Source organism: Haloarcula sp. R1-2, assembly GCF_011627385.1.
GTDB lineage: Archaea > Halobacteriota > Halobacteria > Halobacteriales > Haloarculaceae > Haloarcula > Haloarcula marismortui.
This window is the reverse complement of record NZ_JAANTG010000002.1, coordinates 817,814-840,588: the sequence shown is the minus strand read 5'-3', so window position 1 is coordinate 840,588 and position 22,775 is coordinate 817,814. Positions and strand designations below refer to the sequence as shown.

Sequence of the window (22,775 nt, the reverse complement as noted above, 5' to 3'; positions counted from 1 at the left end):
TGCCGCTGACGGCTCTGCCCTACTCGCGGTAGCGACGGACTGGCTCCAGCTCGTCGCTGTCCACGTCCTCGAACGCCTCGCGGGCGATGGTCCGAAGATGGACCTCGTCGGCCCCGTCGACGATGCGGAACGTCCTGACCAGTTCATAGAAGTCCGCAAGCGGGAGGTCCCGGCCGATGCCGTTGCCGCCACAGAACTGGACCGCGGTGTCGATGGCGTCCTGTGTCGCCCGGGCGGCGAACACTTTGCTCATCGACACCTCGACGCGGGCTTCCTTTCCGGCGGCGATGGCGTCCGCGGCGGCCCGGACCAGCGCCCGCGCGGCCTGAATCTGTGTCTCCTGTTCGGCGATTTCAAAGCGGACGTGCTGTTTGTCGGCCACGGAGTCGCCGAAGGCCTGCCGTTCGGTGGTGTAGGCCTTGGCGATGGACAGCGCCCGTTCGGCCATCCCCGAGAAACGCATGCAGTGGGTGAGCCGCGCCGGGCCGAGCCGTTGCTGGACGTGCTGGAAGCCGTTGCCTTCCTCGCCCAGCAGGTGTTCTTCGGGGACGCGAACGCCGTTGAACTCGATTTCGGCGTGGCCCTTCGGGTCACCCTGGCTGCCCATATGCGGGACGTTCCGAACGATGTCCACGCCGTCGGCGTCGGCCGGGACGATGAACACTGAACACCCTTCATACGGGTGCACGTCCTCGTCCGTCCGGGCAAAGACGAGCAGGATGTCGGCGTCGACGCCACCGGTCGTCCACCACTTGTGGCCGTCGATGACCCACTCGTCACCCTCCTTCTGTGCCGTGGTGCGTATCATCTTCGGGTCAGAGCCCGCGCCCTGCATCGGCTCGGTCATCGCAAAGCCCGACTGAATCTCACCCTCGACGAGCGGGTCGAGGTACTCCGATTTCTGGAGGTCAGTCCCTTGCATCTCCAGCAGGTGCATATTCCCCTCGTCGGGCGCGTCGACGCGCATCGCAAGTGGACCGAGCAGACTCCGACCGGCTTCTTCGAACGTCGGCAACACGTCCCGGAAGTCATAGCCCATCCCGCCGTGCTCTTCAGGAATCTGTGGGGCGTACACGTCGTACTCCCGTGCGGCAGCGCGGAGGTCGCGGACTGTTGCATCGGAGATGGCCGTCCCGCCCGCGAGTTCTCGCTCCCGCGGAATGACGACCTCGTCCATCAACGCTCGGGCACGCTCGGCGAGCGCAGTCGCGGCCTCGGAATCGGTGAACGATATCATGGCACATTCTCGTTCTCGCACGTCGACATCATAAGTGTTGGAGCACAGCGAACGCGTGGTCGGTTGTTTATTTCCCGGCGCTGTGCTCCGACACGCCCACCGCGACGCATCCGGGAGACGCCGGGCGTCGGCGGTAGTTTCATACCCGGGCCAGTCCAAGCCGCTGCCGTGAGCGAGAGTCCAGACGTTGAGGCCGTCTTCTGGGACATCGGGGGCGTCATCCTTCGGATGGCGTCCGTCCGGGCGGCCCACCGCGAGTTTGTCGACCGTCTGTGTGCCGAGTACCCGGCGACTGGGGATTCCGACGCGGCCCTCGAACAATGGCGGGATGTCCTCGGAACGTACTTCGGTGAACGCGAAGGGACAGCGTTCCGGCCAGCCCGCGAGGGCTACCGGCGGGCAATCGATGAGATTCTGACAGTCAGTCCCGAGAAAACCGAGTGGGAAGCACTGTTTCAGGAAATCCGTACCGAACAGGTCGAGCCCAACCCCGACGCCGTCGCGGCCATCGAGGACTTGGCAGACGCGCCGCTCCATCAGGGCGTCATCAGCGATGTAGACGACGACGAGGGCAAGGAACTGTTGCGGACCTTCGGCGTCTGGGACGCGATGGATTCGTACACCGCTTCGGAGGCCGTCGGTCGAACCAAGCCTGACCCGGCGATGTTCGAAACGGCGCTCGGGAAGGCCGGGGTCGAACCGGCACAGGCCGTGATGGTCGGTGACCGCTACGAGCACGATATGGACGGCGGGACACGGGCCGGGTTGTGGACGGTCGCCTACGGAGCCGAGGACGGACCCGCCGTGGATATCGCCTTCGACGACCTCCGAGAGCTGCCGGACTGGCTTGGCGTCTTGGAGTGAAACTGCGGCTTCGACCGTCGGTACTGGAACTCCCAGCGCTCAGATGTCAGGCGTCTCTTCGAGCCGTGGGACGCCAGCGGCGGTGATGGTCTGACCGACGATGTACGACGACGCCGGGCTGGCAAGGAACAGCGCGATGTCGGCGATTTCCTCCGAGAGGCCGATACGCCGCTCGACGGCCTCACGGTCGATGTTGTCGGCGCTGACGCCCATCTGTGACTCCACGCCCGGCGTGGCGACGAACCCCGGCGCGATGCAGTTGATTCGGATGTCTCGGTCAGCCCACTCCGCTGACAGCGTGGACGTGAGGTTGCTGACGCCGGCCTTGGCAGCCCCATAGTGGCTCATATACGGCGCGCCCTGTTCCCCGGCGACGCTGGAGAGATTGATGACCGTCCCACCGCCGTCCGCGGCCAGCGCGTCGCCGGCCGCCTGTGTGCAGTGGTAGGTCCCGTGAAGGTTGATGTCGACGATGGTTTTCCAGCCGTTCTCGCTGATGTCGTCGAACCCAGACATGAAGCTCGCGCCGGCGTTGTTCACGAGCACGTCCAGTCCGCCGAACTCGTCGACGGTCGCTTCCACCAGCGCCTCGACGGCCTCGCGGTCTGTCACGTCGCATTCGATAGCGACCGCCTCACCGGGCCGGTCGCTATCGTTGATTTCGTCGGCCACCGGTCCGACGTTGTCCTGCTCGCGCGAGCAGACAACCACGTCGGCCCCGTCGGCCGCGAACTCCTCTGCGATTGCCCGGCCGATGCCGCTCGATGCACCCGTGATAATCGCCCGCTGATTCTCCAGGCGAAACCGCTCCGTGTGTGGCTTTGACATCGCATCAGACATCTCGGGCATCCGCAATAAAGCTACGTCCTGCGTGCTCTCTGCCGGGTTCTGTTGAATATAGTTGAACGGTCAGAGCAGCCTGTAACCGCTACGTCTCCCTGTGGCAGTGCCGAGAGTAACCGGCGAGCCCCGGTAGCATTAACACCGGTGCGGGACACGGTGACGATGTGTATGTCCAGCAACAGTAGCAGACTGCAGTCCCGGGGCCAGCGGGTGCGAACGCGGCAGTGGCGACTCGACCAGCAACCGAAGCGCTGTCCCACGAGCACCTGCAGGAGCCGGTAAGATGGCCGGCGAGTTCGACACGGTCGATGTTGGCGATAGCTTCACCACCTCGGGACGGACCATCACCGAGGCCGACGTGGTCAACTTCGCGGGTGTCAGCGGGGATTTCAATCACCTCCACACGAACGCCGAGCGGATGGCCGACTCGGGGTACGGCGAGCGTATCGCCCACGGCGCGCTGGTGTTTTCAGTCGTCACTGGCCTCCTGTGGCAGGCCCGTGACGAGGCCGAAAAGCGGCACATGGTCGCGTTCTACGGTATCGACCGGCTTCGGTTCATCAAGCCGGTGTTCCTGGGAGAGACCATTCACGTCGAGGCCGAGATTGTCGACACCGAACGGCGGGACCACCCGGTTGCGACGGGCGTCGTCCGAACCGAAGTCACCGCCGTGAATCAGGCCGACGACGCTGTCTTTTCGGCCGAGTTCCTGACGCTCCGGCGGTAGGCCGACTGTCGAATCAGTGGCAGCGTCGGCAGTCCGTCTATCGTGGCCTCACAGCACGCGGTCGGCGATGATGTTCTTCTGTATCTCGCTGGTCCCCTCGTATATCTTGGTGATTCGGGCATCCCGATAGTACCGCTCAACGTTGTGGTCGGTGACGTAGCCGGCCCCACCATGGACCTGAATCGCCTCGTCGGCCACGTCGACGGCGTGTTCGCTGGCGAACAACTTCGCCATGCTGGCCAGCTTTGTCGCCACATCGAGGTTGCCCGAATCGATGGCGCTGGCGGCACGATAGGTAAGCGACCGCGCAGCCTCGACGTTGGTGGCCATCTCCGCAATCTTGTGTTCGATGGCCTGGAACTCGCTGATCGGCTGGCCGAACTGCTCGCGCTCGTTCGCGTACTCGATAGAGTCGTCGATGGCGGCCTGTGCAGTGCCGACGGCCTGCGCGGCTACGTTTGCCCGCCCGCTCGCGAAGAAGTCCATCAGTTGGTAGAAGCCAGCGCCCGCTTCTCCGACGAGGTTCTCCTCGGGCACGCGAACGTCGTCGATGATGATTTCGGCCAGATCCGACGCGCGGATGCCGAGCTTGTTGTCGATTTTCTCGGCCTGCAGGCCGTCGGTGTCCGTCGGCACGAGGAACGCGCTGATGCCCTCGTGGCCGGCGTCGGGGTCAGTCTTGGCCATCACGACCATCACGTCGGCGACAGTTCCGTTCGTAATCCACATCTTATTGCCGTTAAGGACCCAGCCGTCGCTGTCGCGTTCGGCGTAGGTCTCGATACCAGCCACGTTCGAGCCATGGGCGGGTTCGCTGATGGCGCTGGCACACGCCGACTCGCCGCTGGTGATCTTCGGCAGCCACTCCTCTTTCATCCACTCGTCGCCGTACTTCTGAATCATGCTCGACCCGAAGCCACGGGAGCCGATGGCGCTCCCGATGCCCGGGTCGGCCCGCCAGAGTTCCTCGGTGACGACGACGCCAGTGAGGCTGTCCATCCCCGCGCCGCCGTACTTCTCGTGGACTTCCGGCGCGATGAGGTCGTACTGTGCCGCCTGCTCCATCAGTTCCGCTGGGTAGCGTTTCTCCCTGTCGCATTCCGTTCCGAGCGGCTCGATTTCGTTCTCGCCGAATTCGCGCACCGCTTCTCGGACTGCCGTCTGCTCGGCCGTCAAGCTAAACGCCATATCTAATGTGTGACCGCCACCCAAATATAGATTTGGCCGTGTGCCATCACAGCAGGTACTCCCGTGGAACGTGGTCTGACCGCTGAAAGACCCCGTACAGTAGCAGCAATAACAGAAGGATTGCCACACAAGCCCCCACTGTCGTGACCCAACAGGCATCGTTCTCCCAATGGCTGTCGTCTGTAAACGGAACGTTCTGCGATGCGGAGTTCCATATACTGGAACAATCGCTGTAGTGCGACACAGTCGGCCACTCACGGCCTTTCAGTTCGTTTTCGCGAGAATCGGAATGAGAAGAATAATAGCCGTACTTTTGTTATCCGGTAGCCAGCAGTACGGGTGGGAACTACCCCGACTGGACAGCCAGACTAAGTCGCTAAGTCGGCATCCCGTTGAATTACTCTGTGGTATTGGTATAGATGCCGTGTGTCTGGTCGCACCACAGCGGAGCTATCGGTATCGTTCTGTTTACTGAAACAGGCATACGGGGAACACTGTCCTCTGACGCAGGAAAGATAGTTGCAAAACCCTACGAGTATCCTTGGATATGGGGATATATATTCAGATGAGTCTACCTTGTTTTTGAATAGAGCAAGTAAGGACACAAATATCACAGTACTATTCTACCTTGTGGAATAAAAATTCATAAACATATTATTTAGATGGACTACGTCTAATGCGAAAATGCAGAGTCACAACTGTTTTGCAGAGAAACGGGTAGAAGATACACACGTTGTTCCGAATATAGAAACGTATTTCTGCAAGTGTGCATATATTCACTCCTATGGGAGACGAAGAAGACATCGAAGACGAGGCCGTGTCCGTATCGATGGAGATATCGGGGAATTACGACGAAGTCATGTCGAAACTGGCGACAGAAGACGAAGGCTCGACGTCGCTCGTCTCGCTACTCGACGACCTCGAACAGTTGCTCGACACAGTGGTCCGGATGGACGGTGGGACACGCAGCGCAATCGCCCAGCAACTGCCCAAGGATATGACCGTCTCCTTCGACGCCCAGGCGGTCGTCGACACGCTTCAGGTGCTCGAACGCTACGACCTTGTTGTCCTCGAAGGCAACACCTGGAAGCCAGGCCCGAAACTTACCACCGAGGAATAAGAGCCATCACGGCGGGTCCGACATGGGCCGGCTTGTCTCACGCCGGGACGGCGTGTGACGTACCACAGTCCGGCCGGTAGCGGTTGGCTAGTCCGTCGCAAACGGACAGTAACGGCCGAAGTCGACGGCTATAACGCCCACCGGAGTACCGGTTGCGGTGTTCAACGGCGAGTAGGTCCGGTCGCCGTGGAGGAAGTTCAGTAGCGGCTTCCTGCTGCCCAGTTCACCGATGGTCGCCAGATAAAGAGCCGTATAACAAACATCGGATAGCGCAGACCACTGTATGCGAGCACATTGGGTGCTCGTACTCTCCCGACGCCCACCGTCTCATGCTCCCCTGTACGGGACGGTTTCACGCCGGGTTTGCCCACCCGGCGTTGGTCCGTGATACGTCTGTCCGACAGCTACAGATCCCTTACAGGTCCGTGCTGAGACGGATCTGGTCTTCGGTGATAGTGTCGACGGCGTCGGTCTGCAGCGGGTAGCCGTCATCGGCGTCGGTGTCCTCCCAGCCGAGCTTCGTCAGGAGCGTCGTTTTTAGCCCGGGGTCCGGGTCAACGTAGGCGGTGCCGTATCTGTACCCGCTAACGATGCCGATTTCGTTGCCGGTACTCGTGACAACTGTCTTGCCGACGTCGTCGTCGGTCAGTTGGATCGTAGACATTGCAGTCGTCGCTACCGGCGGGACGCGCATCACCGACGTGCTTGCACACGCAGCCGCTGGCCGGGCGATGAGACGATCATGTGGCTACCGACCCGTAATAGTCAACGAAAAGACATACCAGCGTGCCACTCCCAGTTCGGGTATCTATGCCCACCATCGTCTCCGGGACGGTTCCGGCCAGCGACCTGGCGCTCAATCACTCGCTGGAACAGTTACCGGAGCTGCAGTTCGAAATCGAGCGGATCGTCACGAGCGGTGACGATGCACTCATGCCGATGCTGTGGGTCCGCGGGAGTCGGCGCGAGGACATCGAGCAGACACTCGAAGCGGACCCCTCCGTTGACAACGTCGAACTGCTGGGCGACTTTGAGGACGAGTGGCTGTTCAGGATGGAATGGGTCGACCACGTCGACCTCATCGTCCAGATGCTCACGAACTCGGAGGCGACGATTCTCGATGCCGTGGGCCATGGGACCGCCTGGAAGCTGCGCGTGCTGTATCCGCGTCGGTCGCTGTTCTCCAAGACTCACGACTTCTGTGCAGAGCACAACCTCGCATTCGAGGTTTCCTCGATCCGGGAACTCGACGAAGACCCGGCCGGCCGCTACGGACTTACCTCAGCCCAGTACGAGATCCTCGCCGAGGCGTCCGACCGCGGCTACTTCGAGGTGCCCCGCGAGGTGGATTTAGCGGAACTCGCCGACGCGCTGGGTATAACACACCAGGCAGCCTCCGAGCGGCTTAGACGCGCGACCGACGCCCTCGTCGAGGACGTACTGTTTGTCGACTTTGACTGATGGCCCGGACTGTGCGTCGTTACCGGTGCTACGTTTCCCCGCTTGAAGACCGACGGCGGCGGGAGAGGTAGGCACCGAGTGCAACGAGCCCGAAGGCCAGCGTCCGGCGAGACCGGAGTCGACTGCTGGAGCCTGAACGCGAGCCGACTGGTTTGTTGTCTCCGGCGGACGACATCGACTGGTCAGCGTCCGTGCTGTCCGACAGGTCCGTTTTGGCGCGTCTCGACGCAGTCGTGGCCGCTTTTCCAGGTTCGGCGTTTCCGCCCCCGGTCTGAGCCGCGTTTGCGAGCGCCTCCTGGACGGCTTCTCTGACTGGGCGTTTGATGGCTTGTTCCGCGCTGGACTGCAGACGCCCGGCGATCCGAGGCCGCAGTGACGATGATTCGCTCATGTGGCGACTGAATAGACCGGGGGAAACAGGAGGAAGCTACTGCCTGCCAATGCAAGACCCGACGTGGCTGTCCACAGGTGCTACCAGTCCAGCGTCGCGTTAACGACGACACCGAGCAGCAACACGATAGCGGCCAGATACAGCGCCGTGACGAACAGGAGCAGCGCACCGAGGTAGCCGTATGCCGCGTACCGGCCGGCAGTCCCGGCGTAATAGAAAAATCCGACTTGGATGGTGATCCAGCCCGCCGCGGCAAACAGCGCTCCCGGGGCGACGTGTGTAAGCGAGGTTTTGACGGGTGGCAGAACGTAGTATATCGGGACGAACGCGACACCGAGGGCGGCAAACGCAGCGACGTTGCCGACCAGCGTCGGATACGGGACCTGAAACTTGACGTACGTAAGTGCGACGCTAGTGGCCGACAGAAAGACGACAGCACCGAGGAGCACGCCCATCACGACTGCGCTACGGACAAGCTGGGCCGGCAGCGATATGTCCGTGACCTCGCCGTACACCTCGGTAAAGGCAACGGAGAGCCCGCGGAACACCTTGCTGCCGCTCCAGACGACCAACACCAGACTCAGGGTTCCGGTCGCCCCATGGCCGCGCGTGTTCTCAAGCAGTTCCGTCAGAATCACCTGGCCGTTCTCGGAGAGGACCGTTCGAAGCAGTTCCAGCAGCGTAACAGTGCCTCCAAACGTAGAGAGCGCAAGCAGTGGAACGATCGATGCAATCGCATAGTAGGCAATGCTGGCCCCCATGAATGGGACGTTCTCATCACGGGCCGTCTGAACGATCTCGCGTCCGGTCACGAGACCACTCATCGGTGTCTGGGGCGCGTTCCGGTGATGGTGACTGTGATCGATAGCTGAGCGGTACTCACAGTACACGGGTCGCGAGCCACGGGAATAGAACGTCCGCCTGCGATGGCAGGCATTGTGTGACCCGGTGTCCGCCGACGACTGATGGGCAGTTCGGGGTGTGGACTACAGGGGCATAATTGTCTGACGAACTCTCAGATTCTGACACGACGATAGCCGTGAAATGTCTGTATTCATATGTTTTCTGTGGCCAGAATGGTCAGATTTGGTATATGATTTCGGGGACGCAAGCGCTACTCCAGATAGAAGTCTAAGACAGATTTCGTTGCGTCAGTCGTTGTTTACCGCCGTGAAAAGTGTGCGCAATCGTAAACGTTTACCGAGCGGCGACTACCAGCGATGGTGAACGTCCTCAAAGACGTACTCCTCGTAGATGTCACGCACCGCGCCGTGGACCTGATTCGAGAGTGGGGCCATCTCACTGACCGCCGCGTTCGCCCGGACGTGGTCCGGTGAGGTGGAGCCGGGGATGACAGTCGACACTGCGTCGTGGTCCAGAATCCAGCGTAGCGCCATCTGGGCCATCGTCATTCGCTCGGGGACGTGCTCGCGGAGTTCGTCGACAGCGTCGAAGCCCGCGTCGACCGGGAGCCCGGCAAAGGTCTCACCGCGGTCGAACGCCTCGCCCTCAATGTTGAAGTTCCGATGGTCGTTCTCGGGGAACTCCATGTCCCGGGAGAGTTTGCCAGTCAGGAGCCCGGAAGCCAGTGGGACGCGGACGATGACGCCGATGTCGCGGCGCTTGGCTTCCTCGAAGAACCGCTCCGCAGGCCGCTGGCGGAACATATTGAAGATGATCTGGACCGTTTCGATTTCCGGGTACTCGATGGCTTTCAGCGCTTCCTCAACACGTTCGACGCTGACGCCGCAGTGAGCGACCTTCCCTTCGTCTTGCAGCCGCGAGAGGGCGTCGAACGTCTCGGGCTGGTAGTAGGCGTCGGTCGGCGGACAGTGCAGTTGCAACAGTTCCAGCGTATCGGTCCCGAGATACTCCCGCGAGCGGTCGACGTGCTCGGAGAGGTTGTCGTAGTTGTAGCGGTCGGCTGTATGTGGGTCGAGCCGGCGGCCGGCCTTCGTCGCGACGGTCACCTCGTCGCGGACCCCGCGTTCGTCCAGCACTTCTGCGATGCGCTGCTCGCTGAAGCCGTCACCGTACACGTCGGCGGTGTCGATGAAATCGACGCCGGCATCGAGCGCGGTCCGGATCGTTTCCCGGCCTTCCTCTGCCGAGACATCGCCCCAATCTCCACCGATGTTCCAGGTTCCAAGTCCGACGGCTGTCACGTCGTACCCTGTCGTCCCTAACTGTCGTCGGTTCACGTACGACCATACCGTCGGCGGTCACTTGGTGGCTGTGGTACACAGCAACGCTCTGGACAAAAAAGGGCAGTGTAGCCCGATAGCAGGCAGTCCGGTGGGCGTGCCAACGTGGACGCCGGGGGCTACGTGAGCCACTTCGTCCGGCGGATGTCGTACCCACCGCAGTCCGGACACGAGTGGTACTGAACGTCGAACGACGCCCGGCACACCAAACAGGTGTACCGGCGTCTCGGTTCCTCCCCAGGGGACGCAGCGTTATCGAACAATCCCATCGACGACCACACGCCACCTTAGCAGTACGAGAGTAAAAACAGGGTAGATTGTTCACACCTTTCACACCGGTGGCGTCTGGCGATTGTGATTATGGAGTAGGGTAGTGGCAGCCGGTGACTGGCAGCGTAGAAGTGATAATTAGTCTATACTATTGCAGGAGAGAGGGACGATCCCAGCAGAAATGTGAGGCCGCCCCCTGACTAAGGGGTCGTGACCACTGATTTTAATGCCCAGTCACCGGGTACCCCAGGGTATGGATGCGGCACCCACTGTCGGGGAGTTGACACCGCCGGATCGAACGCTAATGGGTCCCGGCCCGAGCGACGTCCACCCGCGCGTGCTCAAGGCAATGAGTACGCCGCTGGTCGGCCATCTTGACCCCTCGTTCATCGAGATCATGGACGAGGTCCAGAACCTCCTCCGGTATACGTTCCGGACGGACAACAAGTGGACGATTCCGGTCTCCGGGACCGGTTCCGCGGCGATGGAGGCAGCCATCGGCAACGTCGTCGAGCCGGGCGATACGATGCTCGTCCCGACGAACGGCTACTTCGGCGACCGGATGGCAAGCATGGCCGAGCGCGCGGGCGGCGAGGTCGTCACCGTCGACGCACCCTGGGGCCAGCCGCTCGACCCGGCAGCGGTCGAAGCGGCATTCGACGAACACAGCCCGGACGTGTTCGGGTTCGTCCACGCCGAGACCAGCACTGGCGTTCTCCAGCCGTCGGTGCCTGAACTCACTGACATCGCCCACGCAAACGACGCGCTGGTCATCGCTGACAGCGTGACCTCGCTGGGCGGCGTCGAACTCCGCGTCGACGAGTGGGGCATCGATGTGGCGTACTCCGGCCCGCAGAAATGCCTCTCCTGTCCACCGGGCGCGAGCCCGCTCACGCTCAACGACGACGCGATGGACAAGGTCCTCTCCCGCGAGTCCGAGGCCCGCTCGTGGTATCTGGACATCTCGCTGCTGGAGGGGTACTGGGGCGATGAGCGCGCCTACCACCACACGGCCCCGATCACGAACGTGTATGCACTCCGTGAGGCGCTCCGACTCGTCGCCGAGGAAGGCATCGAAGAACGCTGGGACCGCCACCTGCGCGTCGCTGGCGCGCTGAAGGCCGGCGTCGAGGGCATGGGGCTGGAGATGAACGCCCCCGACGACTTCTGGCTCCCGAGTCTGAACACCGTCCGCGTGCCCGACGGCGTTGACGACGGCGCGGTCATCCAGTACCTGCTAGACGAGTACGACCTCGAAATCGCCAGCGGACTGGGTGCACTGGAAGGCGACATCTGGCGTATCGGCTGCATGGGCCATTCGGCCCGACGGCAGAACGTCAGCTATCTGCTTGCAGCGCTGGGTAACGCGCTCGGTGAGCAGGGCGCGGCCATAGACGTGGACGCTGGACTGGCGGCGATGAGCGAGCGCTTCTAACGCCACGCCAAGCCGACACCCGCAGTTCGATTCGAGATTCTGCAGCTCTATATTCAGTACCTTGTGGCCCCTCGGTTTTTGCTTTGTTTCGAGACCTGCGTCTACTGCTTCGAGCGCATCACAGCAGTACGGTTCATATCACCCGGTCGAGCTGGTCACGCAGACTGGCTTTCTTACCCTGCGGGAACATATGTTATGATTTAATTCAGTTGCACTAACATATCTACGTGTGATGTACAGTGTACTCATACCCGTCGACAGAGACGAAGTGCGCGCGTCGAATCAAGCGAGCTATGTTTCACAGCTCCCGGATGCCACTGACACCGTCGAGGCGACAGTTCTCTACGTGGTGCCCCCCGACGAATTCGCCGACGCTGCTGAGGTAGCGTTCGACGACATAGACGCTGCTGTCCAGGCGGCCAACCAACTGGAAGCGGCTGGCGTCTCGGTAACTCGAATGGTTGATGACGGCGGCGTTGCCCAACAGATCGTCCGTACCGCGACCGAACTGGACAGCGATGAGATCGTCGTCGGCGGACGCAAGCGATCGGGCGTCTCGAAAGTCTTGCTCGGTAGTACTGCACAGGACGTCCTGCTCTCAGCTGAGCGGCCGGTCACAATCACGGGCGAGAGCGTTGTCCTCGGCGACGGAATACGGCGAGTCCTCGTCCCAGTCGATACGAGCGAAGAGCGAGCACGGAACCAGGCTAAGCACCTGACTTCCCTTCCCAACATTCCCGATTCAGTCGAAGCAACGGTCCTCTTCGTATTCCCACATCAGGATTACAAGGGCGCTCCATCCCACGACTTTGAGGAGGTCGACGCCGCTGTCACTGCTGCGGAGCATCTGGAAGCGAAGGGCATCTCCGTCGAACGAGTCGCCGTCGGCGGCGAGGTCGGACGGAAGATACTCGACGCCGCAACGGACCGGGACGCCGACAGCATCGTCATGGGCGGACGCAAACGGTCGGGGATCGCGAACGTCCTCCTCGGGAGCACCACGCAGGACATCATGCTCGCTGCCGAACGCCCGGTTACGCTCACCGGCTGACCGCCTTCAGTGGCCGGGTGGTGCAAGGTTGAAACGCAAGCCCGTTCTTATTTGAACGCCTGACTCGTGCTCAAATCGCCCCGGTAGGCGTACTTGCCGCTCACAGTCTCACGTTCGATGATTCGCGGAAAACCAAGTCCGCCCTCCCCGATTTGAACGGGGGACTGCGGCGGAATAACAGGGCGGAATCGGGCAATCTGCTCGGCTTCCCCGACCGACGTCGTGGGTTCGCGGAGATGACAACCGATGACCCAAAACCTCGAACCCATCGCACCACAGAAAGCGGTAGACCTCTACCTCTCACAACGGGAAGACGACGCTTCTGAGAGAACCGTACAGGCTCACAGATACCGTCTCAAGCACTTCGTGCGCTGGTGTGGGCAGGAAGACCTCACCAACCTCAACGACCTCACTGGCCGCAGGCTCTACGAGTACCGGCTCTGGCGGAAGGACGACGGCGACCTCAATCCCGTCTCGCTCCGAACCCAACTCTCGACGCTCCGTGCCTTCGTGCGATTCTGCGAGAGCATCGACGCCGTCGAGTCAGGCACGCACGGGGAAATCCTGCTCCCGACTCTCGATGCCAACGACGACGTCAAGGACGAGATGCTTGATGGAGAGCGGGCGGAGAAGATTCGGGAGTACCTCGAACGCTTCGAGTACGCCTCTCGAAAGCACGTCCTCTTTGAGATTTTCTGGTCGACGTCGATACGGATGGGAACCCTGCACTCGCTCGACCTCGAAGACTTCCGGTCGGACGAGCAGACACTCGCAATCCGTCATCGTCCCGATGGAGGCACGTCTCTCAAGAACGGCGAGAGAGCAGAGCGAATCATCGCCATACCAGAACGCACCTGTGAAGTCGTGAGCGACTGGATTACCCACACTCGTCCCGACGTGACGGACGACAACGGACGAGAGCCGCTCATCACTACCGAGCAGGGGCGTGTCAGCCAGAGCAACATCCGTGCCCTCGTGTATCACATCACCCGACCCTGCTACTACGGGGAGTCCTGCTGTTGTGACGAGCAGTATCCCTACTCCTACGCCAGCAAGTGCGAGCAATCACGGAGTCCCCACTGCTTGCGGAAGGGGAGCCTCACTCACCTCCTGAAGAACGACGTGCCGAAGCAGGTCGTTTCTGACAGGGCAGACGTCTCGCCCGATGTGCTGGACAAGCACTACAACAAGATGACCGAACAAGAGAAGATGGAGCAACGGAGGGAGTACCTCGACTCGATGTGACCGGCCGATTGTCATAGTATTGTATGAAAGGGTGAAGGGACTGGTAGACCACCCCTCTTTGAATGACAGACAGCAGAGATAACACAGTGGAGTTTAAGAGTGTATAGGAGTCCACTTTCGTCTGGAAAAGTGCATTATAACGCCTCTGTGTCCAGAAAACCGGGATAGAATTGGTCGCCACCTTTAAGTACTATACTAACCAACAGTAGTGTAAGGAAGTCAGCAACGTATCGCTCGCTGAGTAGCCACTTCTCCTGCTGAGGGTGTCCGTATAGACGGTGGTTTGAGCAGTGGGTCTGGCAGTCGTGTGACTGTTCAGGACGGCTCTTGAGCGACGACTCTGGCTTGCGTGGTGACCAAATATGACAACGAAAAGCAACGACTCTGGCAATCAGGAGGACAGGGAAGCGTCCGAGGAGGACGTGGATACAGACACAGCGGAAGCCGTAACCGATGGAGGGCAACCGCTCGCATTAGAGGAGCGGTTCGACACAGGCTCGAAATCGTGGGAGGATGTCGAGAAGGACAAGGGGTATCTCCATCATCGACCGAGTTTCCCGCCCTGCACGAGCGCCCGAACCACCCTTCATTCCCGAGATGCAGACGACGATAGGAGGGAGCGATACGAGGTGTTCTTCCTCCTGCAACACGGTCGCCAGCATCCTGCCGAGCGCCGAGCCAACGGCTACAGCGAGGGATGGGATGGCCAGAAGGTGCGTCCAGAAAACGTCTGGAAGTTCTACCGAGCGCACATCATCCTTTCACGAGCAGGTGTCAGTCACCCCTTCGATGAGTGGGCTGTCCAGATGGTGATGCAGGAAGACCTGCAAGGGTTCAGTCGGTACTACGAGGGCATCGACGGAGCCGCTATCGGTTTCGCCACCCTCTGCAAGTACGACGACGTCAAGATGGCGAAGAACTCCTATCTCGTTGATGAGGCCGAGGAGATGCTCGGTGTAGATGGCGAGAAGTTGGTGGACTACGTCTGGCGAGAGTACGGAGATGATGTGCGATGAGTCGCTTCGAGTTCTCCGTCCAGCAGGACAGCGAGGATAACACAGGTGGTGGTGAGAGTCTCCCGAGTCGCCTGAAGGAACACGACCAGTGGCTCGTGACTCAGGACAAGAAGCCAGTCGCTCCATCCGAAGGCTGGCAGGAATCGGTGAACCAACTCGCCTTCACCGAGGCGCAGAACAGGGTCGAGCAACTCGGTGGAACGGTGGCCTTCTGCTTCACCGAGAGCGGTCCCTTCGTCGGATTCGACCTCGATGATGTGAAGGAAGGCGGTGAGTTCACCGACGAGGCAGGCATCATCGTGCAACGCCTCGACTCCTACACCGAGGTATCGAGTTCGGGCACAGGGCTACACGTCATCGCAGAAGGTGACCACTCGAACGACCACACGCACCGAGGCGACTTATCTGAGGCAGGTCACCTCGAAGTGTATGATGAGAGCCGATATTTCGTCCTCACGGGGGACGTGTACGAGGACTTCACACCGGTCGAGAGTAGGGCCACAGTCGTTCGAGAGGTGCAGGACGACCATCTCCCCGAAAGTCAGAAGTTCTCTTTCACGGGCCAGCAGAAGCCTGTGAGAGAACAGGAATTCAATGGAGGGCAGACGGACGCAACCCCAGAGCAGATACGCCGAACCATCGAGGAATATGGTAAGTGTCCTCATACAGATGTAGACCACACTCGTGTCCTCCGCTGGTGGAAGGGACAGAATGGGACGAAGACCTCAGCCTCCGAAGCGGATATGGCCTTCATCGAGCAACTGTATTTCTGGTGTCAGGGAGACCAGCAGTTGATGGATGAATGTTTTCGAACCTCTGGCCGAATGCGGAGCAAGTGGGATGAGGTGCATTACTCGAATGGAGACACCTATGGTGAGAGGCACATCCGAATCGCCTGTCGGAGAGGGGATGACGAGTTCGATGGAAGGTACGTGCAGTGAGAGCGATAACCCAATCCTGTGGACACTACCCAGACCACTACTGTGATATTCCGCCGGTTCTCCTCGTTCAATCCCTTCATATAATCCTATGACAATCGGGTGGAGTTCGGATATGGTCTTCGTGAAGCAACTCCACTACTGGTGCAAGGGTGACCAGCAGTTGATGGACGAGTGTTTCCGAGCCTCTGGTCGGATGCGACCGAAGTGGGACGAGGTACACTCCTCTGACGGAGCCACGTATGGCGAGGTGACCATATGGAAAGTCTGTCGAACGAACAGTGATACCTTCGAAGGAGGTACGTGGAGAGAGGATAGGTGTTCGAGAGTGTGGTCACTTCATACTCCACCTGTGTTATCCCGTCGGTAATCAACCGAGGTACACGGGGTGTTTCCGATATACGCCATTACTGATTCAAACCCTCTATATGGCACTATGACAATTGGACGGATGCAAAATCGGAATTAGTCAGTCACAACCTACGACGGAATATTAGTGTGCCAACAAGTAGTGCAACGACCGTAACTCCAACTCCGAAACCGGGTCCTGCCCCTCCTGATGTATCCTGAAGGTCGCTCTTTTCCTGCACTTCAGGGTCATTCGGTGCGTAGTCTTTGGAGTCTATCACACCATCTCCATCACTATCCTGTATGTCATTTCCCGACCCCCCGCCATTATCCGTTGGTGTGGAATCCTCTGAACTATCCGTAGCCGCAGGAGTCGGGGAAGGAGTCGGGGAAGGAGTCGGGGAAGGAGTCGGGGAAGGAGTCGGGGAAGGAGTCGGGGAAGGAGTCGGTGTGTCTATTTGTCCATTTTTCACCAACTCCATTGACCATTCATATGGTGGTTCTCCTCCGTCAGGTCTTTCTTCAACTTCTATACAATATCTTGTTTTTGCGCTATTCTCAGCCCAAAATTCAAAATAAACAGGGATTCCGCCATTAACATTATTAATAAACCTTCCTACGCCGGGATATTCTTCCTCGGTGAGATCAGCATTTCTAACATCCTGAACTGACACGTGTTCATCTCCTACCTGGGGAGGAAACCAAATCCAAAAATTTTCTTCGTCGCTACTTATTTCGAACTTAAACGCGTAATAATTTCCTTTTGAAAGGTCAATATTAAATGCATCCCTGTCTCCAGGAGAATCTATGTGTCCCGAATATGTACCCTCATTAATAACTGGTGCTGAATCACAGTCCGCTGGGTATTCATCATCTGCTGCGACCGGCTCAGATACTAATCCCACACTTGCGATCACGAGTAGTCCTATCAGCAGAGGCCTTGTTCGGACCATACTGGTCAATCAATACTGTGACATAAATAAGTTATTCAGAAGGTTGTCATCAACAATCAGTCCAGTCCACTCAGTGGCCAAACTCTCGGTCCACCAACTCATCAGCCCGTAAGTTCTCCTCTCGGTCGACCCACACTATCTCGAACGTCTCGAACTCCTCGGCCAATTCCCGTGCGCGGTCACGAAGTTCACGGAGGTGTTGCTCGTTCGTCTGCCAGTCACCCGTGACCTGCCTCACCACCAACTGCGAGTCACCTCTCGCTTCAACCTCGGTGCATCCCTGCTTCGAGGCAACCTCCAGTCCTCGGATGAGGGCGCGATACTCTGCCTCGTTGTTCGTGGCTTTGCCGAGGTGTTCGCTTCCCTCATCAGACCAGTCCTCGGCTTCTATCGTGTAACCGATGGCCGCAGGACCGGGATTGGAAGGACGAGCGCCTCCGTCGAAGTGGATGACAGCAGGTGTGGTCATCTCCACCCACCACCTGTGTTATCTCGCCTGTTGTTCGCTCGATACGTGACTCTCTGCGTTTCTGATTGCATCATTATTTTCTCTCATACAACACTATGACAATCGGGCGGATTCTGAGGCATTCACATAGTCACGAAATCGCATATGCCTGATGGCATATCTCACCAATCTTCGGAGTCAGGGTGCCCACATCTGTGACACCGCGTTCAACGCGCTGAATAAAAATACGCCGCTCAAGGCTTGTGCGCCAGATTGAAGGCAGTACGCGCTATAGGGCCGAAAGACTCTAATTTCCCCGATACGTTCGGCTATACGCGAACGCACGACAGCGGTTACCCGAGTCAGGTGACCTGTTCAACCCAAACACGTCGAGATGGAATCGCACAACGGCGCGGCTCCGCTTAGCTCTGAATCGTTTGGTGATAAAGTCCGCCCTCCCCGATTTGAACGGGGGACAAGTCGATCTACAGTCGACTGCTCTACCAGTCTGAGCTAAGGGCGGTCGACACCCGAAAATACCCCGCCGTCTGGACTTAAGGGTTGTTATTCGCGGAGGGTTCGCCGGACGGTCACACGACGGGGAGTGACACACTGGCCAATGTCAGACACGTCTGACCCGCTTGCCGATGTTCTGACAGACGGGTCAAAGCAGTCTCCAAGGGAATCTGAGCAAGGCGGTGTATCGCGTCATGCCGGTAGCTGACGGGCGTCAGACAGCGCGGGAAGATTAAAATACCATCATGTATAATACTCTCACCGAGTCCGATGAGTAAAATAACGTTCCGTGCTGACGATGACCTCATCGACCAACTCGAGGCGTTCGATGCCTCGAAGAGCGAGGTCATGCGCGAGGCGCTCCGGGAGTACCTCGGAGACGCGTCTCCGTCAGCGTCGGACCCACCGTCGTCGGCGTCGGAGTCCGTGACCGACGCCGAGACGATCGACGAACTCATCGAAGAACGTGTTGACAGTATCATCGCCGACCGACTGCAAACGCGACACCACCACCCGCAGCCACAGGATGTCAACGTAAACATCTCGTTAGACGGCGTCAGCGCAGGGGCAGCGAACGCCGAAACCGAACAACGGCGCACCGCTGACCGGGGTGCAAGCGCCGAGGACGGGCGGTCTCACAGTGAAAGTCAGGCGTCCGACACGAGCGGGCGTAAGACAGAACCGGAAACACGGGAGAGGTCCGACACAGAGGAACGTAAGACATGCGCGCAATGCGGTGAAAATCTGGGCTCTGACCACGTTTACTGCCCGAACTGCGGTGAGAAGGCATCCCGTCGGGTGTTCTGTGATTGCGGCGATGAACTCCGGTCGGACTGGGGTTTCTGTCCGGGGTGCGGAAGACGCACGCCTGCGGCGGATGTGCTTGACCAGACCTAAACCAGCGTTTGCACGCAGTACACACCCTCTAAACGCCGTAAACGGGAAAGTGTATGACACTGCCCGTAAGTTTTAATACATCAGGGTCAGTGGTTTATTCTGCGTAAGACGGTCGTCTTACACAGCGGCGAACGCGAGGGGATGCCGCCCTCGTACTGCGGTTTCGCTGTGTAAACACTCGTGCGGGTCGTAAACAGATCCCGTCCGGGCCGTCTTACCCAAGGGGAAACTACCAAACATGGAGCGTGTGACACTACGGATTCCGAAGCAGCAGATTGAAGAGGTCGAACAAATGGTCGAGACGGGCGAGTACCCCAATCGGAGCGAAGCGATTCGCTCGGCGGTTCGGGAGATGCTCGCCGAGGAAGGCTCCGAGAAAGCCTCCGAAAAGAAGCGGTCCTGGGCCAAGGTGTAACGATGCAGGATATCGTTAATGAGGCCCTCGAACGCGACGAGCAGGAGCAGAAACAGCTGTCTGACAGTGATGTCGACGGCTTCGGCGACCCGCGCATCGTCATCGTCGGCTGTGGTGGCGCCGGCAACAACACGGTCAACCGCCTGTACAACATCGGCGTCGAGGGCGCTGACACCGTGGCCATCAACACGGACAAACAGCACCTCAAGATGATCGAAGCCGACACGAAGATTCTGGTCGGCAAGTCTCTCACCAACGGCCTCGGTGCCGGTGGCGACCCGTCGATGGGCGAGCGCGCGACGGAGATGGCACAGGGGACTATCAAGGAAGTGCTGGGCGACGCTGACCTCGTGTTCGTCACCGCCGGCATGGGTGGCGGAACCGGGACCGGGGCCGCCCCCGTCGTCTCGAAGATCGCCAAGGAACAGGGCGCAATCGTCGTCGGCATGGTGTCGACGCCGTTCAACGTCGAGCGAGCACGGACGGTCAAGGCCGAGGAAGGCCTGGAGAAGCTCCGCAACGAAGCGGACTCCATCATCGTGCTGGACAACAACCGTCTGCTCGATTACGTCCCGAACCTGCCGATCGGCAAGGCGTTCTCCGTGATGGACCAGATCATCGCCGAGACTGTCAAGGGTATCTCGGAGACCATCACACAGCCGAGCCTCATCAACCTCGACTACGCCGACATGACATCCATCATGAATCAGGGCGGCGTCGCGGTGATGCTTGTCGGCGAGACTCAGGACAAGAATAAGACCGAAGAGGTCGTCAAGGACGCGATGAACCATCCGCTGCTTGACGTGGATTACCGCGGCGCGAGCGGTGGCCTGGTCCACATCACCGGCGGCCCGGACCTCACGCTGAAGGAGGCCGAGGGCATCGCACAGAACATCACCGAGCGGCTTGAGGCCGACGCCAACGTCATCTGGGGCGCACGGATTCAGGAAGAGTACAAGGGTAAGGTGCGGGTCATGGCCATCATGACCGGCGTCCAGTCCGCCCAGGTACTCGGCCCGACGACCCAGAAGCAGGCCAACAAGTCCCGCGAGGCGATTCAGGAAGTCGGCGACGACACGTCCTTCGACGCGTCAGACAACGTCGAAAGCTTCGACAGCCCCGCCCCGAACAGCGGGAGTCAGAGCAGCGGCGGTCGCACCACCGGCTACAGCGAGACCGACGGCGGGCAGGACCAGCGCGAGAAGAACAACGGACTCGACGTCATCCGGACGAACAAGTAGCGACGTCTACGACTTTTCTTTCGGTTTCTACGGCCGCGAGCGACGCGATCGGTACAATAGTATACAGAACCGATACGTGTACGTCGGGATGTCAGACACGCGCGTCAGACCGCTTCCAGCGCGTCCAGCAGATTGCACTTCCGGCAGAGGTCCCGCGCCGTCGGTGCGCCGCAGTTGTCGCACTCGCCGTAGTCGGTGTCGCTGTTCTCGCCGCCGTAGGTGTCGGCGGCTAACGCGGCGAGTTTTTCGTAGCCGGCCATAATCGAGTGGCGGGTTCCGGGGTGGTTCTCTTCGAGGCCAAGCATGAGCTCCTGTATCTCGCCGCGGTAAGCCTCCTCGGCGTGGGGACATTCGGTGATGTGCGCCGGGAGATCTTCGAACCGGGCGTACAGCGCGACTTCCTTCTCCGGGATGTCACGGAGCGGCTTGGCCCGGGGGATGTGGTGGTCCTGAGCTTCGCGCGTCTGCTCCGTGGGCGCGTCGGCAGCCGAGTCGAACGGGCCCAGTGAGGCCTCGAAGTGCTTGGCGATCTGTGAGACGTCGCCTTCGAGGAAGTTCATCAGCGCCGTCTCGGCCTCGTCGTCGAGGTTGTGACCAGTCAGCAGTTTGTCCGCGTCGAGTTCCTCGGCGTACTTCGAGAGGAGGTCGCGGCGGAACACGCCACAGTAGGCGCAGGCGGCCATCCCCTCCGGGTCATCCTCGACGACGTCGTCCATCTGGACGCCGAACTCCTCGGCGTAGGAGACGGTGACGTGTTCGATACCCAGATCGTCGGTCAGTTCTTCACAGGCCTCTAAGCTCGCGTCGCGATAGCCCTCAATGCCCTCGTGGATAGAAAGCGCAACCAGTTCGATGCGGGGGTCTTCGGCGAACGTGTCGTGCAGAATCTGCGTGAGAACGACGCTGTCTTTGCCGCCCGAGAGGCCGATGACCCACGTCTCAGGGTCCTCAACCGTGGCGTCGTCGGACACGAGGCCGTCCTCGCGGATGCGACGGCGGACCCGTTTCGTGACCGCTCGGCAGAGATGAGACTCACAGAGGTGAAGCCCGGAATAGGCCGCGTGTAACACCGCATTCTCGCCGCATTTGTCGCACTCCATCGTAGCGAGTAGTCGTGGCCGCAATGGTGAGAGGGTTTCGTCTCGGCCTCGACGGACAGGGTCGCACCGAACCGGTCGCAGCCACACCTCACAGCGCGTCGGGGCCGTGCTGTAACGTGTCGATGACTGTCTCGGCGGTGTCCTCGCGGCCGCTCGAGGAGAACAGTTCGTGGCCGCCGTCATACAGCCGGATGCGGTCGGCCGGCAGGCGCTCCCCGACGGCACGCGGGTCGACAACTGTGTCCGTAAGTGAGCAAAACGCCGCGGCAGTGTCCCGGGCCGGCGGCAGCGACCGCTGGGCACGAAACACCGTCCGAAGGAAGGCGGGCGAAACCGACGACGGAGCCTCCGCGAGTTGCTGGGCCGTCGCCAGGTCGCCGATAGCATCGGCGTCCAAGGTATCGATAGGGATGAACGGTTTCGTAATCGGGAGCGATGCGATAGCGTCGAGTACCGGCCCCGGAACCGGAAAGTCACTGTCCCACCAGGGGCTCAGGTACACTCGATTCCCAATACCGTCGGCGTCAAGATGGGCTGCTGTCAGTCCGCCCGCGCTGTGTCCGAGCAGGTCGAACCTGCCGAGGTCGGCGGCGTACTCCTGAACCGGACCGACCCACTCCCGCCGGTAGTCGGTGATGTGTGTCGGCAGTTCGACGGCGTGAACGCGGTACGCCGTGGTAAGCTGGTCGATGAGCCACTGGACAGTCCGGTGTCGACACCGGTTCCCCCAGCCGAGGACGAACAGGCAATCCTGTACAGCCCCCTCGTCGTACACGCGAATCTGCATACCCGACGTTCCCGCGGCGAGGACATAAGCCCGGGTGAACGCCTGACAGCCGTCCGTCGCGTTGTCGATATGGATCGCCC

24 protein-coding genes and 1 tRNA gene are annotated in these 22,775 nt (G+C 60.2%); 13 read left to right on the top strand and 12 right to left on the bottom strand.

Annotation, left to right across the window (positions count from 1 at the left end; genetic code table 11):
- Positions 1-19 precede the first annotated feature (19 nt).
- On the bottom strand, positions 20-1,237 hold the full coding sequence (locus G9C82_RS12435) for an acyl-CoA dehydrogenase family protein (RefSeq protein WP_007188710.1): 1,218 nt from the start codon (positions 1,235-1,237) through the stop codon (positions 20-22).
- Between the two features lie 168 nt (positions 1,238-1,405).
- Between G9C82_RS12435 and G9C82_RS12430 the strand changes: the two genes are divergently transcribed.
- Positions 1,406-2,101 (top strand): HAD family hydrolase, encoded by a 696-nt coding sequence (locus G9C82_RS12430; RefSeq protein ID WP_004958237.1) that lies wholly within the window; start codon positions 1,406-1,408, stop codon positions 2,099-2,101.
- A 39-nt stretch (positions 2,102-2,140) separates the two neighbouring features.
- Here G9C82_RS12430 and G9C82_RS12425 read toward each other — a convergent pair whose 3' ends face one another.
- Positions 2,141-2,950 carry an SDR family NAD(P)-dependent oxidoreductase gene (locus G9C82_RS12425; protein WP_007188709.1) on the bottom strand — a complete coding sequence of 270 codons (810 nt, stop codon included), beginning with the start codon at positions 2,948-2,950 and terminating at the stop codon, positions 2,141-2,143.
- Positions 2,951-3,227: 277 nt separating this feature from the next.
- Here G9C82_RS12425 and G9C82_RS12420 point away from each other — a divergent pair, with 277 nt between their 5' ends.
- Positions 3,228-3,671, top strand: a complete 444-nt coding sequence (locus G9C82_RS12420; RefSeq protein WP_011223968.1) for a MaoC/PaaZ C-terminal domain-containing protein — start codon at positions 3,228-3,230, stop codon at positions 3,669-3,671.
- A gap of 48 nt (positions 3,672-3,719) precedes the next feature.
- Here G9C82_RS12420 and G9C82_RS12415 read toward each other — a convergent pair whose 3' ends face one another.
- Complete coding sequence (locus G9C82_RS12415) at positions 3,720-4,859, bottom strand: acyl-CoA dehydrogenase family protein (protein WP_127014250.1); 1,140 nt, start codon at positions 4,857-4,859, stop codon at positions 3,720-3,722.
- A gap of 784 nt (positions 4,860-5,643) precedes the next feature.
- On the opposite strand from G9C82_RS12415, the gene G9C82_RS12410 reads away from it, so the two are divergent.
- A complete protein-coding gene (locus G9C82_RS12410; protein ID WP_004958245.1) occupies positions 5,644-5,979 on the top strand; it encodes a hypothetical protein in 336 nt (111 codons plus the stop codon).
- Positions 5,980-6,394: 415 nt separating this feature from the next.
- On the opposite strand, the gene G9C82_RS12405 is transcribed toward G9C82_RS12410, so the two are convergent.
- Positions 6,395-6,643, bottom strand: coding sequence for a PRC-barrel domain containing protein (locus G9C82_RS12405; protein WP_232508526.1), 249 nt, complete (start codon positions 6,641-6,643; stop codon positions 6,395-6,397).
- A gap of 146 nt (positions 6,644-6,789) precedes the next feature.
- Here G9C82_RS12405 and G9C82_RS12400 point away from each other — a divergent pair, with 146 nt between their 5' ends.
- Positions 6,790-7,440, top strand: coding sequence for a helix-turn-helix domain-containing protein (locus G9C82_RS12400; protein ID WP_127014249.1), 651 nt, complete (start codon positions 6,790-6,792; stop codon positions 7,438-7,440).
- A gap of 28 nt (positions 7,441-7,468) precedes the next feature.
- On the opposite strand, the gene G9C82_RS12395 is transcribed toward G9C82_RS12400, so the two are convergent.
- The 3 genes from G9C82_RS12395 to G9C82_RS12385 all read right to left on the bottom strand — a co-directional run bounded on the left by G9C82_RS12395 (position 7,469) and on the right by G9C82_RS12385 (position 10,032).
- Positions 7,469-7,831, bottom strand: coding sequence for a hypothetical protein (locus tag G9C82_RS12395; RefSeq protein WP_127014248.1), 363 nt, complete (start codon positions 7,829-7,831; stop codon positions 7,469-7,471).
- 80 nt (positions 7,832-7,911) lie between these two features.
- Positions 7,912-8,655, bottom strand: a complete 744-nt coding sequence (locus G9C82_RS12390) for a YihY/virulence factor BrkB family protein (protein WP_127014247.1) — start codon at positions 8,653-8,655, stop codon at positions 7,912-7,914.
- Positions 8,656-9,042: 387 nt separating this feature from the next.
- The gene (locus G9C82_RS12385; protein ID WP_127014246.1) at positions 9,043-10,032 is read right to left on the bottom strand and encodes an aldo/keto reductase; all 990 of its coding nucleotides are present in this window, start codon (positions 10,030-10,032) and stop codon (positions 9,043-9,045) included.
- A gap of 526 nt (positions 10,033-10,558) precedes the next feature.
- Between G9C82_RS12385 and G9C82_RS12375 the strand changes: the two genes are divergently transcribed.
- The 6 genes from G9C82_RS12375 to G9C82_RS21090 all read left to right on the top strand — a co-directional run bounded on the left by G9C82_RS12375 (position 10,559) and on the right by G9C82_RS21090 (position 16,360).
- Entirely contained in the window at positions 10,559-11,740 is a 1,182-nt protein-coding gene (locus G9C82_RS12375; protein WP_007188701.1) for an alanine--glyoxylate aminotransferase family protein, read from the top strand.
- Positions 11,741-11,972: 232 nt separating this feature from the next.
- Entirely contained in the window at positions 11,973-12,791 is an 819-nt protein-coding gene (locus G9C82_RS12370) for a universal stress protein (protein WP_127014245.1), read from the top strand.
- A gap of 246 nt (positions 12,792-13,037) precedes the next feature.
- Positions 13,038-14,036 carry a site-specific integrase gene (locus G9C82_RS12365; RefSeq protein ID WP_127014244.1) on the top strand — a complete coding sequence of 333 codons (999 nt, stop codon included), beginning with the start codon at positions 13,038-13,040 and terminating at the stop codon, positions 14,034-14,036.
- A gap of 362 nt (positions 14,037-14,398) precedes the next feature.
- On the top strand, positions 14,399-15,052 hold the full coding sequence (locus tag G9C82_RS12360; RefSeq protein ID WP_127014243.1) for a hypothetical protein: 654 nt from the start codon (positions 14,399-14,401) through the stop codon (positions 15,050-15,052).
- Positions 15,049-15,993: a hypothetical protein gene (locus G9C82_RS12355; protein WP_127014242.1), complete on the top strand. Its 945-nt coding sequence runs from the start codon at positions 15,049-15,051 to the stop codon at positions 15,991-15,993. Before G9C82_RS12360 ends, G9C82_RS12355 begins: the two co-directional genes overlap by 4 nt.
- A gap of 88 nt (positions 15,994-16,081) precedes the next feature.
- Complete coding sequence (locus G9C82_RS21090) at positions 16,082-16,360, top strand: hypothetical protein (protein ID WP_394343578.1); 279 nt, start codon at positions 16,082-16,084, stop codon at positions 16,358-16,360.
- 103 nt (positions 16,361-16,463) lie between these two features.
- Here G9C82_RS21090 and G9C82_RS12350 read toward each other — a convergent pair whose 3' ends face one another.
- The 3 genes from G9C82_RS12350 to G9C82_RS12340 all read right to left on the bottom strand — a co-directional run bounded on the left by G9C82_RS12350 (position 16,464) and on the right by G9C82_RS12340 (position 18,262).
- Positions 16,464-17,291 carry a PGF-CTERM sorting domain-containing protein gene (locus tag G9C82_RS12350; RefSeq protein ID WP_127014241.1) on the bottom strand — a complete coding sequence of 276 codons (828 nt, stop codon included), beginning with the start codon at positions 17,289-17,291 and terminating at the stop codon, positions 16,464-16,466.
- 70 nt (positions 17,292-17,361) lie between these two features.
- Positions 17,362-17,760: a ribonuclease HI family protein gene (locus tag G9C82_RS12345; protein WP_127014240.1), complete on the bottom strand. Its 399-nt coding sequence runs from the start codon at positions 17,758-17,760 to the stop codon at positions 17,362-17,364.
- A 428-nt stretch (positions 17,761-18,188) separates the two neighbouring features.
- Positions 18,189-18,262, bottom strand: a tRNA-Tyr gene (locus tag G9C82_RS12340).
- A gap of 263 nt (positions 18,263-18,525) precedes the next feature.
- On the opposite strand from G9C82_RS12340, the gene G9C82_RS12335 reads away from it, so the two are divergent.
- From G9C82_RS12335 to ftsZ, 3 genes are all read left to right on the top strand, one after another.
- The gene (locus G9C82_RS12335) at positions 18,526-19,152 is read left to right on the top strand and encodes a zinc ribbon domain-containing protein (protein ID WP_004958261.1); all 627 of its coding nucleotides are present in this window, start codon (positions 18,526-18,528) and stop codon (positions 19,150-19,152) included.
- A gap of 238 nt (positions 19,153-19,390) precedes the next feature.
- On the top strand, positions 19,391-19,567 hold the full coding sequence (locus G9C82_RS12330) for a ribbon-helix-helix domain-containing protein (protein WP_004958264.1): 177 nt from the start codon (positions 19,391-19,393) through the stop codon (positions 19,565-19,567).
- Between the two features lie 2 nt (positions 19,568-19,569).
- Positions 19,570-20,808 carry a cell division protein FtsZ gene (gene ftsZ / locus G9C82_RS12325; protein WP_007188698.1) on the top strand — a complete coding sequence of 413 codons (1,239 nt, stop codon included), beginning with the start codon at positions 19,570-19,572 and terminating at the stop codon, positions 20,806-20,808.
- Between the two features lie 104 nt (positions 20,809-20,912).
- Here ftsZ and G9C82_RS12320 read toward each other — a convergent pair whose 3' ends face one another.
- Positions 20,913-21,908, bottom strand: coding sequence for a TIGR00269 family protein (locus tag G9C82_RS12320; protein ID WP_127014239.1), 996 nt, complete (start codon positions 21,906-21,908; stop codon positions 20,913-20,915).
- An 88-nt stretch (positions 21,909-21,996) separates the two neighbouring features.
- The gene (locus G9C82_RS12315) at positions 21,997-22,695 is read right to left on the bottom strand and encodes an alpha/beta fold hydrolase (protein WP_007188696.1); all 699 of its coding nucleotides are present in this window, start codon (positions 22,693-22,695) and stop codon (positions 21,997-21,999) included.
- Between the last annotated feature and the right edge of the window lie 80 nt (positions 22,696-22,775).

Coding starts and splice junctions, on each gene's coding strand:
- G9C82_RS12435 (WP_007188710.1), bottom strand. CDS start 1,237: ATGATATCGTTCACCGATTCCGAGGCCGCGACTGCGCTCGCCGAGCGT.
- G9C82_RS12425 (WP_007188709.1), bottom strand. CDS start 2,950: ATGCCCGAGATGTCTGATGCGATGTCAAAGCCACACACGGAGCGGTTT.
- G9C82_RS12420 (WP_011223968.1), top strand. CDS start 3,228: ATGGCCGGCGAGTTCGACACGGTCGATGTTGGCGATAGCTTCACCACC.
- G9C82_RS12415 (WP_127014250.1), bottom strand. CDS start 4,859: ATGGCGTTTAGCTTGACGGCCGAGCAGACGGCAGTCCGAGAAGCGGTG.
- G9C82_RS12410 (WP_004958245.1), top strand. CDS start 5,644: ATGGGAGACGAAGAAGACATCGAAGACGAGGCCGTGTCCGTATCGATG.
- G9C82_RS12405 (WP_232508526.1), bottom strand. CDS start 6,643: ATGTCTACGATCCAACTGACCGACGACGACGTCGGCAAGACAGTTGTC.
- G9C82_RS12400 (WP_127014249.1), top strand. CDS start 6,790: ATGCCCACCATCGTCTCCGGGACGGTTCCGGCCAGCGACCTGGCGCTC.
- G9C82_RS12395 (WP_127014248.1), bottom strand. CDS start 7,831: ATGAGCGAATCATCGTCACTGCGGCCTCGGATCGCCGGGCGTCTGCAG.
- G9C82_RS12390 (WP_127014247.1), bottom strand. CDS start 8,655: ATGAGTGGTCTCGTGACCGGACGCGAGATCGTTCAGACGGCCCGTGAT.
- G9C82_RS12375 (WP_007188701.1), top strand. CDS start 10,559: ATGGATGCGGCACCCACTGTCGGGGAGTTGACACCGCCGGATCGAACG.
- G9C82_RS12370 (WP_127014245.1), top strand. CDS start 11,973: ATGTACAGTGTACTCATACCCGTCGACAGAGACGAAGTGCGCGCGTCG.
- G9C82_RS12365 (WP_127014244.1), top strand. CDS start 13,038: ATGACCCAAAACCTCGAACCCATCGCACCACAGAAAGCGGTAGACCTC.
- G9C82_RS12360 (WP_127014243.1), top strand. CDS start 14,399: ATGACAACGAAAAGCAACGACTCTGGCAATCAGGAGGACAGGGAAGCG.
- G9C82_RS12355 (WP_127014242.1), top strand. CDS start 15,049: ATGAGTCGCTTCGAGTTCTCCGTCCAGCAGGACAGCGAGGATAACACA.
- G9C82_RS21090 (WP_394343578.1), top strand. CDS start 16,082: ATGACAATCGGGTGGAGTTCGGATATGGTCTTCGTGAAGCAACTCCAC.
- G9C82_RS12350 (WP_127014241.1), bottom strand. CDS start 17,291: ATGGTCCGAACAAGGCCTCTGCTGATAGGACTACTCGTGATCGCAAGT.
- G9C82_RS12345 (WP_127014240.1), bottom strand. CDS start 17,760: ATGACCACACCTGCTGTCATCCACTTCGACGGAGGCGCTCGTCCTTCC.
- G9C82_RS12335 (WP_004958261.1), top strand. CDS start 18,526: ATGAGTAAAATAACGTTCCGTGCTGACGATGACCTCATCGACCAACTC.
- G9C82_RS12330 (WP_004958264.1), top strand. CDS start 19,391: ATGGAGCGTGTGACACTACGGATTCCGAAGCAGCAGATTGAAGAGGTC.
- ftsZ (WP_007188698.1), top strand. CDS start 19,570: ATGCAGGATATCGTTAATGAGGCCCTCGAACGCGACGAGCAGGAGCAG.
- G9C82_RS12320 (WP_127014239.1), bottom strand. CDS start 21,908: ATGGAGTGCGACAAATGCGGCGAGAATGCGGTGTTACACGCGGCCTAT.
- G9C82_RS12315 (WP_007188696.1), bottom strand. CDS start 22,695: ATGCAGATTCGCGTGTACGACGAGGGGGCTGTACAGGATTGCCTGTTC.